This window comes from Psychrobacter sp. ANT206, from assembly GCF_056880555.1.
On the sequence record NZ_CP096271.1, the window covers coordinates 1,908,283 to 1,923,782 of the forward strand.

Annotated in this window: 10 protein-coding genes; 7 read left to right on the forward strand and 3 right to left on the reverse strand. The window is 43.1% G+C overall.

Features of this window, described 5'->3' with window-relative positions; translation table 11 throughout:
* Window positions 1-364: 364 nt before the first annotated feature.
* Window positions 365-1,087 (forward strand): Bax inhibitor-1/YccA family protein, encoded by a 723-nt coding sequence (locus M0221_RS07965; RefSeq protein ID WP_011513970.1) that lies wholly within the window; start codon window positions 365-367, stop codon window positions 1,085-1,087.
* 110 nt (window positions 1,088-1,197) lie between these two features.
* Here M0221_RS07965 and M0221_RS07970 read toward each other — a convergent pair whose 3' ends face one another.
* Window positions 1,198-4,062, reverse strand: a complete 2,865-nt coding sequence (locus M0221_RS07970; RefSeq protein WP_483283485.1) for a heavy metal translocating P-type ATPase — start codon at window positions 4,060-4,062, stop codon at window positions 1,198-1,200.
* A gap of 416 nt (window positions 4,063-4,478) precedes the next feature.
* Between M0221_RS07970 and mrcB the strand changes: the two genes are divergently transcribed.
* From mrcB to purH, 6 genes are all read left to right on the forward strand, one after another.
* Window positions 4,479-6,962, forward strand: coding sequence for a penicillin-binding protein 1B (gene mrcB, locus M0221_RS07975; protein WP_483283486.1), 2,484 nt, complete (start codon window positions 4,479-4,481; stop codon window positions 6,960-6,962).
* 99 nt (window positions 6,963-7,061) lie between these two features.
* A complete protein-coding gene (locus tag M0221_RS07980; protein WP_483283487.1) occupies window positions 7,062-7,937 on the forward strand; it encodes a tetratricopeptide repeat protein in 876 nt (291 codons plus the stop codon).
* A 116-nt stretch (window positions 7,938-8,053) separates the two neighbouring features.
* Window positions 8,054-8,980 (forward strand): 50S ribosomal protein L11 methyltransferase, encoded by a 927-nt coding sequence (prmA, locus tag M0221_RS07985; protein ID WP_149409569.1) that lies wholly within the window; start codon window positions 8,054-8,056, stop codon window positions 8,978-8,980.
* A 179-nt stretch (window positions 8,981-9,159) separates the two neighbouring features.
* Window positions 9,160-10,416: a DUF3426 domain-containing protein gene (locus M0221_RS07990; RefSeq protein WP_483283488.1), complete on the forward strand. Its 1,257-nt coding sequence runs from the start codon at window positions 9,160-9,162 to the stop codon at window positions 10,414-10,416.
* 216 nt (window positions 10,417-10,632) lie between these two features.
* Window positions 10,633-10,893 (forward strand): DNA-binding transcriptional regulator Fis, encoded by a 261-nt coding sequence (gene fis, locus M0221_RS07995; protein WP_475132131.1) that lies wholly within the window; start codon window positions 10,633-10,635, stop codon window positions 10,891-10,893.
* Window positions 10,894-11,094: 201 nt separating this feature from the next.
* Window positions 11,095-12,675, forward strand: coding sequence for a bifunctional phosphoribosylaminoimidazolecarboxamide formyltransferase/IMP cyclohydrolase (purH, locus tag M0221_RS08000; RefSeq protein WP_483283489.1), 1,581 nt, complete (start codon window positions 11,095-11,097; stop codon window positions 12,673-12,675).
* 126 nt (window positions 12,676-12,801) lie between these two features.
* Here purH and M0221_RS08005 read toward each other — a convergent pair whose 3' ends face one another.
* Together M0221_RS08005 and M0221_RS08010 are read right to left on the reverse strand one after the other, a co-directional pair.
* The gene (locus M0221_RS08005) at window positions 12,802-14,676 is read right to left on the reverse strand and encodes a SurA N-terminal domain-containing protein (protein ID WP_483283490.1); all 1,875 of its coding nucleotides are present in this window, start codon (window positions 14,674-14,676) and stop codon (window positions 12,802-12,804) included.
* 394 nt (window positions 14,677-15,070) lie between these two features.
* Complete coding sequence (locus tag M0221_RS08010) at window positions 15,071-15,343, reverse strand: HU family DNA-binding protein (protein ID WP_011513979.1); 273 nt, start codon at window positions 15,341-15,343, stop codon at window positions 15,071-15,073.
* Window positions 15,344-15,500 lie beyond the last annotated feature (157 nt).

Consider the following 15,500-nt stretch of genomic DNA (forward strand, 5'->3'; position numbering starts at 1 on the left):
AATAGCGTGGAACAGCTCTGACTCATGTAGGTGCGGCAATCTTGCGGACTGCGCTGAGGTTTCCATAAAACGACTCGGCATGATGGTAAATTACAGAGCAATGATAACGAGAAATAGGCGATTAGACTAGCCTGTTTATCAATTATCGTTGTTAATGGTCGTAATTGACCCCATATAAAAGCCAGCATGCGCTGTTTTGGGCGTATGTATTTAGCTATTTGATATCGCTGTGTATAGGAGCAATAATCGACTCAATAGTTGCGCAAAGCCTTGTACGCTGTCACGTAAACACCGTTGACAATAATGGCGATTTTGCTAAAGTAGCTGACATAACTATTATTTATATTTTATTGAGGACAACTTTATGGCCAATCCTATTGTCAGTCGCGCAGAGCTTGCCGTCGGCGGTGCGCCGATGACAGTGAAGGGCGTAATTCAAAAAACCAGTTTATTGCTTGGCTTATCGGCGATTACTGGTATTGGATTTTTCTTTTATGCGTTGATGGCAGGTTTATCACAAGGTTTTATCACGATGGCGGCTTTTGGTAGTATGTTTGCTGCCTTTGGTCTTGCTATCTTTATCACTTTTAAACCGCAAAAAGCTAAGACGCTTGCCGTCCCATATGCGCTTTTGGAAGGTATATTCTTAGGTGGTATTTCCCTGTTTTTCATGAGAATGTACCCAAGTGTACCAGTCACTGCAATGTGTGCAACGTTTGTAACAGCGGCGGTTATGCTAGGGCTATATCGCTCAGGCTTGGTTAAAGTGACTGAAAAGTTCCGCTCAATCGTCACCTCAGCCTTGATCGCTATCATGCTAGTTTATGTGGCCCAGTGGGTACTTTCTTTAGCATTTGGTTCAAGCTTGCCTTTCTTGTTTGAAGGTGGCGCTATCGCTATTGGCTTTAGCTTATTTGTGATTGTTATCGCCTCTTTTACGCTGTTATTAGATTTTGATAATATTGAGCGTGGTGTGGCAATGGGTGTGTCAGAAGACTACGAATGGTTATTCAGTATTGGTCTTCTTGCAACGCTAGTGTGGATGTATATCGAATTTATGCGTCTATTAAGCTATCTACAAGATTAGTCAAATAGCTGTTCGATAGTCATTGAAATAAAAAAACCGTCTTTTATAAAGGCGGTTTTTTTGTGGGTAATCTTCAGAGATTTATTTAAATGAGTTTAAGCTGGTTTAGATTAAGCACGCTTTAGACGCAGGGCATTCAATACCACAAATAACGAGCTTAGTGACATGCCAATAGCAGCAAGCCAAGGTGGCACGTAGCCCAAAGCTGCTGGTATCAAAACACTGCCATTATAAATAAGTGCCCAACGCAAGTTTTGTTTGATAATGCGCTTGGTTTTATCAGCGATACGTTTCGCCGCAATAATAGCTTCGATTTGTCCGTTTAGGATAATACTATCACTAGATACTTGCGCCAAATCTGCTGCACCGGCAATCGAGGTTGAAACGTCTGCCGCTGCCAATACTGGCGCATCATTAATACCATCACCAACCATCAATATTACTGCACCTTGAGCTTGTAGCTGTTGAATATGTTTGACCTTGTCCATTGGCGACAGACCGTTATACGCAGACTGCATACCCAAATTTTCAGCCATTACCAAGGCTTGCGGACTTGGGTCACCTGTGAGCATGACAGGCTCGATACCTAGTGCTTTCAGGCTATCGAGCATAGATTGAGCGCTATCACGTACCTTATCATTAAAATAAAAACATGCCAGTGCTTGCCAGCTTGCTGATTCAGCCTTTTGACAAGATAAGACTACCGCTGAGCTGGCGCGCTCGGCAACTAGATCAATCATTAAGTCTTTATCTGCATTGGCAACATTATTCATTTTGTCTAAAGCAAAATCTACATGACCAATACGATATAGCACATCATCCATCATTGCTTCAACGCCACCTGCTGGATAATGCTGTAAAGCTTGTGTCGCTGGCAGATGCAGTTGATATGCGGCGGTCAGTAGCGCATGAGCAATAGGATGACGACTGCCCACCTCTAACGCTGCCGCAATGGCTAATACATTGTCTCTTTGCTCATCTGCCTTTGTGATGACACTTGTATCAGTAAGTAGCTTAATGTTTAATAAATTGGGTTTACCATAGGTCAAGGTTCCCGTTTTATCAAATGCCACATGGGTAATTTCAGCAAGCGTTTGTAGGGTATGCCCGCGCGTCGTCAAAAAGCCATAGCTGGCCAATCTATTGGTCGATACGGTAAGCGCAATTGGTGTCGCTAAAGACAGCGCACAAGGACATGTCGCGACCAATACCGCCACCGTTGCCCAAATCGCTTGGCTTGGGTCCACGATATACCAGCCAATAAATACCAAGACAGACAATACTAAAATACGCGCCACAAACCAACGTGCTAGCTTATCTGCTTGCTGTGCAAGTTTTGGCTTTTCACTCATTGCCCGATTCATTAGCCTGTCAATCAAACCGATTTGGCTGTCTTCTGGTAACGCTGTGACCAACATCTTAAATGGTTGGCTGTCGTTTTGTGCACCGCCAACGATATAATCGCCTTGGGTCTTAGTGATTAAATCACCTTCACCTGTCAGTAGGCTTTGAGAAACTGTGGCGGTTGAGCTGAGCAAGATACCATCACTGATAATCTCAGAACCTGCCTCAACCATGATGATGTCGCCCACTTGCAAGCTATGAGCGGTCACCATCTGCTTTTCTTTTGCCTCATCGTTTGTATTTGAGACAGTTAATCGTTGCTGACGAGTCTGCTGCCATTCTTGAGCAATACGTGATGTTAACTGATAGACATTAGCATCCATACTTTGCGTAAAATTAGGCGTAGCACTCACTGTGTTTTGACTATTTACCTCATTACCAACTACGGTAACAGCCCCATTAACAGCTCTATCATCAAGCTTATTAACAGACTCTTCGCTTTCTTGTTTAAGCGCATTTTTCTGAACGCTATTTTGTTCTAATAGCTGCAAAATACTTGCAGCAGAGTCTTTGTCTTCAGCAATTTTCTGTACCAATACTGGCTCAACTACCACCAAATCGTTTGCCATAGTTGCCGCTTTTAGGCGCGCATTGTGCTCAATATAACGACCTGCCAGCAAGAAGAAAATAAACATACTGACTGAGTCATAATAAGTCTCCCCTTGTCCAGTAATGGTGGCAAATAGACTGGCAAAAAATGTGACAATCAAGGCAATACTAACGGGCACGTCCATATTGACTTGGCGAGCACGAATCGCTGACCATGCTGACGTAAAAAATGGTACACCGGCATAAAAGAATACTGGCGTACTGACGAATAAAGACACCCAACGCAAAAAATCTCGCTGAAATATCAGCATATCGCTATATTCACCGAAATAAATTGCCACGGCATACATCATCGCTTGCATTGAGCCGAGTGCCGCGATACCAAGCCTTATTAGCATTTGGTTGTTATGACGTGCTAGCATGGCTTCGTGGGTATCTTGCCGATAAGGCTTGGCTTCATAGCCAATTTCATTGATAACCGCAAGAATCCGGCTAATCGGTAGCTTGGTCTCATCCCAAATCACCCGCATGCGTTGATTGGTCAAATTAACCTGACATTTACTGATGCCATCTAACTCATCAAGCCGTGATTCAATCAACCACGTACAAGCGGCGCAACGCAAATTATTGACAGACAACTCTGCTACCGACATACCGTCTTGGGCGTAGACAAACTGTGATTTTATTTCATCATGATCATAAGCTTCAAGGCGGGTCATCTGAACGGGTAAGCTTGCCGTACGGTTAATCTCCGAGCGATCAAGATAATATTGCTCAAGCCCCGCTTCCACGATACTTTGTGAAGCTAACTGGCAGCCCATACAACACATCTCACGCGATTTACCTAATATATCAGTATGAAACGGCGGCTGCGGCACGGGATCACCGCAATGAAAACAATGACCCGCCAGCGGCAATACCAGACCGTCAATAATAGAATTGTCTTGATAATGAGTATTGGTTTTTGATGACCTTGGTAATGTCGGTGATGTTGGCGGCATGGGAGATGGAATACTGGACATAATCGCACTTATTTCCTTTAGACAGAACATTGAGTAAATAGCTTTAAATCAAGGCTCTATCATCTGATCTACTCGATATCGAGAAAACCATTATGTTTGATGTATATTGGTTAACTGGCTACTATATTTGGGGCTACGCGACATTGATGGTTATGCTTCTTTAAAATAGCGCGTGTTAATGCAAACCATTACTCTTATTCAAAATTGAGACAGTGTTACGACAATAAGAGGTGGCGGATACTTTCAAATAACCATCATTGCTTTTATAAAGATTATACTATAAGCACAGGCTCTCAGCAGTATAACTCCTGAGCGCTGAGAGCAAATGAATGCCTGCGTTGATGATGATAGATTGAAAAATTTGTCAATTTGCGTCATTATGAGGCAGTTTTTCATCCCAAAATGGTGTGTCATCAGTGCAAAAATCTAATTCTAAGCAACCACAGTCCTCTAAGCCTGCTATCAATACGCTACCTTCCCAGCAGCGCGGTGTGGTGTTTAGTAGTATTTTATTAATTGTTGTCATCGCTGGCATGGTGCTATTAGCACTATACTTGGTCAAACTTGATCGCACCATTACTCACAAGTTTGAGGGTAAACGCTGGGATATTCCTGCCAAAGTATATTCGCAGCCATTAGAGCTGTATCAAGGCGCCAACGTCGATAAAGACACGATGAAGAAATGGCTTGAGCTACTTAACTATCAAAGTAATAAAGCCTATGATCGCACGGGTACTTATCATAAATCAGGTAATACCTATTTTATTCATACACGTGGATTTACTTATAGCGCTAATGATATAGATCAAGAGCAAGTCATCAAAATGACTATTGCTGGTGATAAGATTGAGTCAGTACAAAGTACTGTGGCGGCGAAAACCGGCATTATCCGTCTTGAACCGGTGAATATCGGTGGTATTTACCCGGATAGTAATGAAGACCGTATGGTTGTCTCGTTAGATCAAGTACCGCAGCCGCTTATTGATGCGCTGATAGCGACAGAAGATCGTGGTTTTTATGAACACAAAGGGGTATCGATACGTGGTATCGCTCGTGCAGTCATCAATAACTTCTCTGGTGGATCACGTCAAGGTGGCTCGACCATCACCCAGCAGCTGATCAAAAACTTTTATCTGAATTCAGACCGCACAATGAAGCGTAAAGCCAATGAAGCCTTGATGGCTGTGCTACTTGAGCTGCATTATAGTAAAGATGAGATTTTGCAGGCTTATCTCAACGAGATTTATCTTGGTCAAAATGGCAAACGCTCTATTAATGGTTTTGGGTTGGCATCACAATTTTATTTTGATAAGCCGCTCAATGAGCTGCGCCTAGATCAGCAAGCACTGCTTGTCGGTATGGCAAAAGGACCGAGCGTTTATAATCCGCGCCGCCATCCAAACGATTCAAAGGCGCGTCGCGATGTTGTGCTTAGCAATATGTTGGCCGTCGGCTCGCTCAGTCAAGAAGACTACGATAAAGCATTAAAAAACTCACTTGGGGTAGTTGATAAGCCTGTTGAAGGTAAAAGCCAATTCCCTGACTTTTTAGATATCGTCAAGCGTGAACTAAATAAAGTCTATTATTCCGATGATCTCAAAAACGAAGGTCTGATTATCATCAGTACGATGGACCCTATTGCCCAGTTGGCAGCGGACAAAGCGGTTGAGAGAAAGCTTGGCGAGCTACGCCGTAGTGGTAGCAAAACCAAAGATTTGCAAGGGGCGCTGGTCAGTGCCAACCCTGAAACCGGTGAGCTGGTTTCTGTTGTCGGTAGCGGCAGCGAATTTACTGGTTTTAACCGTGCGGTCGATGCCAAACGCCAAGTAGGCTCATTATTAAAGCCGATTATTTATATGACCGCTCTCGAAAGTGGTCGCTATAATTTGGCAAGTTCGGTTGATGACTCCCCTATTACGGTCAGTCTAAGCGACGGTACCGAATGGAATCCTAAAAACTATGACAATCGTGATCATGGCTACATACCCTTTACCACAGCGCTGTCGCAATCGTATAACCATAGTGCCGTACGCTTAGGGATGGAGTTTGGAGTCGACACCTTTGCCAAGCAATTAAAACGTATGGGCGTTAAAGAGAAAATACCCCCTTATCCTTCGGCATTATTGGGCTCAGTCAATCTAAGCCCGATGGACATGCTTGGGGTCTATCAAGTCTTTGCAACGGGTGGTTTCCGTACGCCTATTCATAGTATCCGTAGTGTGATTGATGATCGCGGTAGTATTTTGCAGCGCACAGGCTTAAATACTCAGCGCAGCATTCCGCCTGAGACCAACTTTTTGATTAATTATGCGTTGCAAGACGTCGTCAAGAACGGTACAGCTAGACGCGTGCAATCGCTTGGTAGCAATCTAAATCTTGCGGGCAAAACAGGTACTACCAATGATTACCGCGATGCGTGGTTTGCCGGTTATAGTGGCAACTATGTCAGCGTGGTTTGGGTTGGACGTGATGATAATAAACCGATTGGGCTTAGTGGCGGTAGCGGTGCTTTGCCAGTTTGGGTTGATTATATGAATCGTCTAAAACTGACACCTGTTGCGCTACCAGAGCCAGAAGGTATCGAATGGCTATGGTTAGAGAACAACTCAGGCAAGCTGTCTAATGAGCGCTGTGCCAGCGCACGCTACTTGCCTGTTATGTCAGCATATTTGCCCCAAGAAGCCAGCAGCTGTGCGATTGGCTTATACCAACAGGATCGTGCGCGCGAGCAGATGCAGTGGCAAAATCAGCAAGGCGATATCAATAAGCAACGTCGCCGTGAAGGATTAGACATACCAGATGGCGAAGTTATTGATAATAACAGCAATGATGCCGAGCAAGACGGTGATACACCCAATCGTGTAGATACTTGGTACGACCGTGCCGTTGAATGGTTTTAGTGAACTGCTTCTATTTCAGTCGTGATAGCTGAAAATTTGACTTTAAAGGTTAGTAGCTGAACGATTTTAAGATTTTTAAAACTTAAAAAGGGTTTTAATATGGCGTTATCTATATTGCAAGCGTTATTGACTCAGCAGACGATTGAAGCTCAGTCCAAAAAACAGCCAAAGCATTTGCATACAGCTCTTTTGATTAGCGCTTGTTTTGGCATGCTAAGCTTGAGTGCTTGTCAGACTGCACCAACTTCAATAAAAGCGCCTTCGGCTCAAACCTTACCATCAACCAGTAGTCAAAAAACGACGCAACCTGAACAATCCACAATAGTGACGCAAACCCCTAGCACTGATCATAGTGGTTATGAAAGTATTGAGAGTACTGAAGCTGATAAGACTGACGATAATTATCCTATCGAGCCTTATCATCCACCTGCATCAATAGAATCGCCAACGGAATCGATAACAGAAAAGCCACCTGTAATCTTGGGGTCTAATCAAAGCACGAGTCAAACTCCGATCGTAACTCAGCCTAATACCGTGATCCTCACGCCTGCTCATGAAGATGAAGTGATATATGTGCCATCTATCCCGTCGCATAATGAGCTACTAGAGCGTGCGCGGCAGAACTCGCAGCGTAGTCAGAAAACCACCAACAATAATAATAGCAACTTGCCCGCCTTTCGTAACCTGATGCAAGTGGGCACTGAGCAATTAAAGGCAGGTAATCTCAATAGCGCTGAGAGCAGCTTTACCCGAGCTCAGCGCCTAGCACCTAAATCATCAGCGGTATATTTTTATCTTGCGCAAGTGGCACTCAAAAAAAACCAACCGCGTAAGGCTGAAGCAATGGGACGGCGTGGGCTTAGTGTTTCTCAAGACAGCAGTCGCCGCCGTGCGCTATGGCAAATTATTCTACAGTCTGGACAAGCACAAGGTAATGCACGGGTCATAAAAGAAGCCAAACAAGCATTACGCTAACAGTATTATCTTTTTGATTAACCATGACGACTGACTATATAAGCGCTAAAATAGGCTTTTATAGTCGGTCGTTAATTTTTATTATCTATTTTTTATTTTGAAACAAGGTTACTTTTATGGCATGGCAACAACTTCACTTACAGTGTGAAAAAGACAACGTAGATCTTGCTGAAGCGCTATTATTAGAAGCAGGCGCGCTATCTATTGCACTTGACGATGCAGGCGACCAACCTTTATTTGAGCCACTTCCTGGTGAATCACCACTATGGGACGAGGTAATTTTAACAGGGCTCTTCGATGCTACGATAGAGACTGGAACTCGTGATGTTATCGAGCAACTCAGTCATGAGATTGCAGCCCAAGTACAGGCGAGCCGTAGTTGGGTAAGTGCTGTCGATGACAAAGATTGGGAGCGTGAATGGATGTCCAATTACAAACCCATTGAGTGTGCCAATGACTTGTGGATTGTACCTAATTGGCTGACTCCGCCTAATCCTGAAGCGACCAATATTATTATGGATCCAGGCTTGGCATTTGGTACTGGCTACCATGCGACCACTCGCCTATGTCTTGATTGGCTAACTGAGCAGGACCTTACAGATAAAGTAGTGATTGATTATGGTTGCGGCTCAGGTATCTTGGGTATCGCTGCCTTATTGTTAGGGGCGCGCCACGTTTATGCCGTAGATATTGATCCTCAAGCGGTACTGGCAACCAATCAAAATGCAGCACGTAACTCGGTCGACAATCGTTTGCAAGCGTTTTTACCAGAGGATTTCACTGCCTTTTGGCAACAGCAAAATATAGCGCCTGTAGAAGTGATGGTTGCCAATATTTTAGCCAAGCCACTGATAGGTCTAGCGCCTTATTTTGTCACCTTGATGGCACCAAAAAGTCGTATCGTCCTTGCCGGTTTGATTGAATCACAAACTGAGCAAGTGACCGAAGCGTATCAGCCTTATTTTGCGCTTGATCCTAAGCATGCTTTTACTGCACAAGAAGATCAACATTGGCAGAGATTGTCTGGTACATTTACAGGCTAGCAACATTAAATTACATCTGTTACGATAGAGTAGTAGTTAAATGTTGTGTATTTGGCGCTACTCTAGAGTTGCCTGTAGTTTATAATTAATAATACTTCAACAATGACATTGAAGTAATTGGCAGCGGTTGGTGAGTGGCTATACGGTATTCTTACTGATACCTTTTTGGATTCAACTCTATGACCACACCCATTAAAACCCAGTGTCCTCATTGTCATACCATTTTTAATATAAAAAACACCCAGTTAAATCAAAAAACCGCGACTGTCTGTTGTGAACATTGCCAGCAAATGTTTTTGGTGAATAATAATCTTATCGTCACTGCTGATATAGACAGCAATCGTAAGCTGACAGATACAGAAGTTTCTAGCGAGCGTGATAAGAAAATTAATGACAGAACCTCTCATAAGAAACATTCTATTTTAGCTGCTGCAAACTCAAATGATACAGATATCCTAATTCATGACGATATGATACATGATGACATGATTCATGACGATATCGATATTGAGGCATCTGCTGACAAGAGTCTAGAATACGACTCACTAGATAGTATGGATGCGTGGCTTACACAAGCCACTGATAACAATAACGTTACCCAAAGCGCTCTATCAGCAAGAAGTACTGCGAAAAAATCAGATAAACATTCAGATACATCCCTTGATTTATTTGAAGAAACTTCTACCTCTACTAAGCATTCAAACCGCTCTCCTTCATCTGCAGAAGTGGCTTTAAGCTCAACGGCGGCTAACAGTATTCATGCCAATATTGATAATGATGCTGATGACTCGTGGCTCGAAAAACTGCTTAAAGAACAGCACCCACCCGAAGATACGCCAACCAATGATACTGATTTATCGCAATTACTCATTAGTATGGGCGTCGACTTTAAAGAGGAAGACCGTAGTAAAGCGGCACATGCCAAAAGACTACAAGCGCAAGCCAAATTCTCACCAACACCATCCCATCGTTCAGTAGCTTCATTACTATGGACATTAGGCTGTTTGGTGCTAGTACTACTACTTTTTGCTCAGTACATTATGTTTAACTTAAATAACTTAGTTAAAAATCCTGCACATGCTCAACGCTTACAGACGATATGTACGATTGCAGCTTGTAGCCTGCCCAGTGCTGACTTGACTGCATTAACTCTGAGTGACATCAGATACCGAGCCGGTCAAATAAATAGTGCAGCTGATTCTAGTGATATAAGTGCTACTCTAAATAACCAAAGCTCACAAGCACAGCTATATCCTCATATAAAAGTCAGTGTATATGGTGCCAATGCGCTGATTGGTGAGTTTATCGCTCCACCAGATAAGTACTTGGTTGGTAAACAAAGTCAATTAGCTTCTAATGGTCGTAAGCAGTTACTCTTTACGGTACCTATTGCCAATGCTCAAATTAGTAAAATTGCTATTAATCCCATTTACTGATGTTCGCTGACTGATATTCGCTCATTAACCTCATCTTCTTAAGATGATCGCTGCTGATTTTGATATAATAGCCAACGAGAGCCTCATGGTTTTACTCTTTAACCCCAAGGACATTATCTTATGACACCACAGGCACAGTATAATGCCAGTCATGTTAACAAAAGCGCTGGTAATCTTGATTATTATGAAGAGGACTACCATCGCTCAATCCGTAATGTGGAATCTGCTTTAGATCACACAGGTCATGCGCATGAGCCATTACGTATACATGTTGAACGCGTGGTGCGTCAATATTTTGCAATGTTAGGTGACGAGATACCAACCGACTTATATGAGCTTATTTTAAAAGAGATAGAGCAACCTTTGCTGTCTGTGGTGCTAGAAAAGAGCCGTGGTAATCAAACCAAGTGTGCACAGATTTTAGGTCTAAATCGCGGTACACTACGCAAAAAGCTCAAAATATATGGTTTAATGTAATACTATAAATAATGTTTTTGATAAATCTGACTTATTAATAAGTACCATCAATCCTATTTATGAAATGCTTACCTACCCTAACTGATATTATGTATGGCAGTTTATAGTTTATGATCTTATCACTCACGATATGTTCTATACTGATTGTCATTGTTACCTTGCCAGACGTTTACGTCAGGCTTTTTTTATGGAAATTTTTTTATGAGCAAAGCCCCACTAGCACTACTGTCGGTCTCCGATAAATCCAATATCGTTGAGTTCGCTCAAGGTCTGATTAAAGCAGGTTTTGGTCTGTTATCGACTGGCGGTACTTTCCGTTTGCTAACAGAGCATAATGTCGCTGTCACCGAAGTATCAGACTATACGGGTTTCCCTGAGATGATGGATGGTCGGGTTAAAACGCTTCATCCCAAGATTCACGGTGGCATTTTGGGACGCCGCGGCACAGATGATGCGGTGATGAGTGAGTACGAGATTGAGCGTATTGATTTGGTAATCGTAAACCTTTATCCATTTGCAGAAACGATTGCCCGTAGTGACGTTACCATGAATGATGCCATCGAAAATATCGATATTGGCGGACCTACGATGGTACGTTCAGCGGCAAAGAATCATGCACACGTTGGTATTGTGACTGATCCAGCTGATTATACGCGTGTACTTGAAGCATTAGGAGATGGGACGACATTAACCCATGCCTTACGCTACGATTTAGCGGTTAAAGCGTTTGAGCATACGGCACAATACGACGGGATGATTGCCAACTTCTTAGGCAGCCGTGTTAATGAGAATCAAGAGCCGGAAGATTTTTCACGTACCTTTAACGTTCAGCTAGAAAAAGTGCAAGACCTGCGCTACGGTGAAAACCCGCATCAAAAAGCAGCGTTCTATGTTGAAAACAATGCGTTAAAAAGCAAGCAAGCATCTATTGCTACTGCTAAGCAATTGCAAGGCAAAGCATTGTCTTATAACAATATCGCCGATACTGATGCCGCGCTTGAATGTGTGAAAGCTTTTAGTATGCCTGCTTGTGTGATTGTCAAGCATGCCAATCCTTGCGGCGTTGCTGTTGACACTGATCAAGTAGCAGCATATCGCACTGCCTTTAGCACCGATCCTGAATCTTCTTTTGGCGGCATTATCGCTTTTAATCGCCCGTTAACACTTGCCGCTGCTAAAGCCATTATCGACAATCAATTTGTTGAAGTCATTATTGCCCCAAGCATTGAAGACGGTGTCCTTGAAGCGACAGCTAGCAAGAAAAACGTGCGCGTTCTGGTCTGCGGCGACTTGCCAGCACCTGAGTTACGTGACCGCCAGCTTGATTACAAGCGCGTCAATGGTGGCTTACTGGTGCAAGAGCAAGATTTAGGGTTAATTACTGCCAATGATTTAAAAATCGTCACAGACGTGCAACCAACCGAAGCACAAATTGCTGACTTACTGTTTAGCTGGAACGTTGCAAAATACGTTAAATCTAACGCCATCGTTTATGCTAAAGGTCAGCGTACCATTGGTGTCGGTGCAGGTCAGATGAGCCGTGTTAACTCAGCTCGTATCGCTGCTATTAAAGCGGAGCATGCTGGACTTGCAACCGAAGGCGCGGTAATGGCATCAGATGCCTTCTTCCCGTTCCGTGATGGTATCGATAACGCTGCCGAAGTAGGTATTGCGGTGATTATCCAGCCGGGTGGCTCTATGCGTGATGATGAAACCATTGCTGCTGCAAATGAGCACGGTATCGCCATGGTATTCACCGGTATGCGTCATTTCCGTCATTAATTCGTTATCAATTATTATCAGTATTAAAAATGCTTACCCCTGAATTAAAAAAGCCACTGTATGATTACAGTGGCTTTTTTAATGGTTAAAAATAGCTTTATTTAGAATGGATAGAGCACAAAGTACTTATCGCCCTTGAGCATTTTCCATATTGGCTTTATTAATCTCAACCTTATACACCAAACGCAAATAGTCTAAGTAATCTTGTAGCTGATCTTGACCTAAATTATCACGGATAATCGCTGCCGTTTGCGCTCTTTGGGCCGCAGATAATGGTGATTGCTGCTCTGTTTTGATACGGTCACCAACCAATACCGTTGCGCCCATTTCTGTTTTACTTGCTACGGCAACCACACCGTTCTCAGGTGCTTGCTTACTAAACGCTAAGCCGCGCTCTTTTTCCGTCAGCTGCGTAGTCTGACGATTGATCTCACCAAGCGCTTGGAATGTTACCCCTTGCTTATTGATATCAACGGTAGTCTTAATACCAGCCGCAAGTTTTTTCGCATCATTTAACGCCAATTCACTAGCCTTTTGCTGACGTAATAACTGCGTGATTCTAGGCGTCGCAGCAGTTAAAGACAATGTTTTGGTCGGACGATAGTTACTTGGCTGTACCCATACTGTGCCATTACCAACTTCGATACCAGCGGTGACCGCTTGGTCTTGAATGGTAAACTCATCAAACGCTTGTTTAATCACCGCTGGCTGGGCAAGGACAGATTTATTATTCTCTTTGCGGTAATCTTTAAGACGTTTTAATGACACATTTTCTTGCTGAGCAATATCTTCAATGCTAAACCCATCTGCGGCTAAATCGTTAATCGCCGTTACTTTGTCAGCGTAGATTTCTTGACGCTTGTACTCTTTTGCTTTGGCTATCAAATCATCACGCATACTCTCAAGGCTTGGTATCTTGTTACCATTATCTTCAGTCACCGTAAATATCTGATAACCAAAGCTGGTCTTCACTGGTACGCTAACATCGCCTACACTCAAACCTTCTAACGCTTTTTCTACTGCTGCAGCGTCATTGCCAAATACTGAGGGATTAAAGCGTCCGATATCGCCGCCTGTTTCGCCTGATGGATCATCTGACTCAGCTTTAGCAACCTTTGCAAAGGCTTCACCTTTGGCAAGACGCGTTTTAATTTTATCAGCACGTGCTTTGGCATCGCTACCAGTTAATAAGATTTGGCTGATCTTACGCTCATCGACGACGGCAAGGCTTTGCTTATAGGCTTCGTACTGCTGCTGTAAGTCCTCTTTAGTAACCTCGTTTACTTGGATGGTCTGAGGGCTAAGCTGCAAGTAAGCCAAATCGACCATAGCAGCGCTCTTTAGCGTGTCTTTATTGGCATCATAATACGCTTGAATGTCATTTTTATTCAATTTAACTTTTGACACATAATCTTGCCAATTAAAACGATGTAGCCAAATATTGCGTGCCTCTAGCTGTAAATCAATCAGTTGACTGACTGCTTTCATCGGATAGGCAGCAGTACCAACGATACTGGCATTCAGCTGATCTAAGCTCAACTGATTGCGGAACTCATCAAACAGCTGATTTTTTGTCATATTGCGTTGACGTAAAAAGCTTGCAAACTGATCATTTGAAAACTCACCATCTGCACCTTTAAAGATCTCTTCTTGACGCAACAGACGATTGATGGTGTCATCAGAGACGGTCATACCAAGCTTGCCAGCCTGCTGCTCTAGCAAGGTGCGGTCAATCAGACCTTTTAACACTTGCTCATGTAGCACATCTTCATTTAATAAACTGGCATCATCAACTTGGTCTAAAAGCTCAGTACGGCGATTGTTTACTGCCGTTTGATACTCTGATAGGCCGATACTCGCTTCCCCTACCTGAGCGATCTGATTGGGATCGACATTACCCCCAAAGTAGCTTTCGACGCCCAATAGAGCGAGCGGCGATAGGCATAAAATCAATAAAATGCGACCCGGCCAGCTTTTTAAGAAATCGCGCAATTTATCCATAGTTATCTCTGCTTTATTAACCTATATTGATGAAAAACCATTGTAATACTATTAATAATATCAACGCTCTACAAGCTGGCAATGGTAAGAAAATGGTAAAACTAAGAAGGGGTACATTTTATTATGGTTGCTCAAGGCGGATAACACCGTCTTTGTTCGAACAACATCTCTGTCGCGCGCCCTATGATACGTGATTTTTGATGCAGACTCAAAATATTCGGGCGATATAATACAAACCACAGCACTAAAAAAAGCACCTATTATCTAGGTGCTTTTTTGATGAGTCGCTCATAGCTGTTATGAGCCATCACTTTTTATCACTTTACCGTCAACAGACGCGGTTCTTATTCGTGTATCACGCCATAAGCTGCGACTGTCTTTAAATAGATACGGCTTAGTTCAAGCGTTCTTTTAGGTTTTTACCAGCTTTAAAGCTTGGTACTTTGCTAGCTGGGATACTTAGCTCTTCACCAGTCTTAGGGTTACGGCCAGTACGTGCTTTACGGTCTTTTACGCTAAAAGTACCAAAACCAACTAGTGAAATGCTATCGCCAGCTTCTAGAGCTTCGCCAACGCTTTCCATAACTGCGTTCAATGCATCGCCAGCTTGAGTTTTATTTAGACCACTTTTCTCAGCAATGCTATCAATTAATTCTGACTTATTCATAAAATTTCCTTCAAGTTTTAGGGGGTAAAAAAACGCTCACGCCAAGCATTGTATCGCTCTCAGAGCACTTAAGCAATAAAAACCACTTGGCTCATGCATAAACAGGTTTTGCTTTGTTATCGCCTTTATAGCAAGGCAACATAAGGAGCGCAAGCAA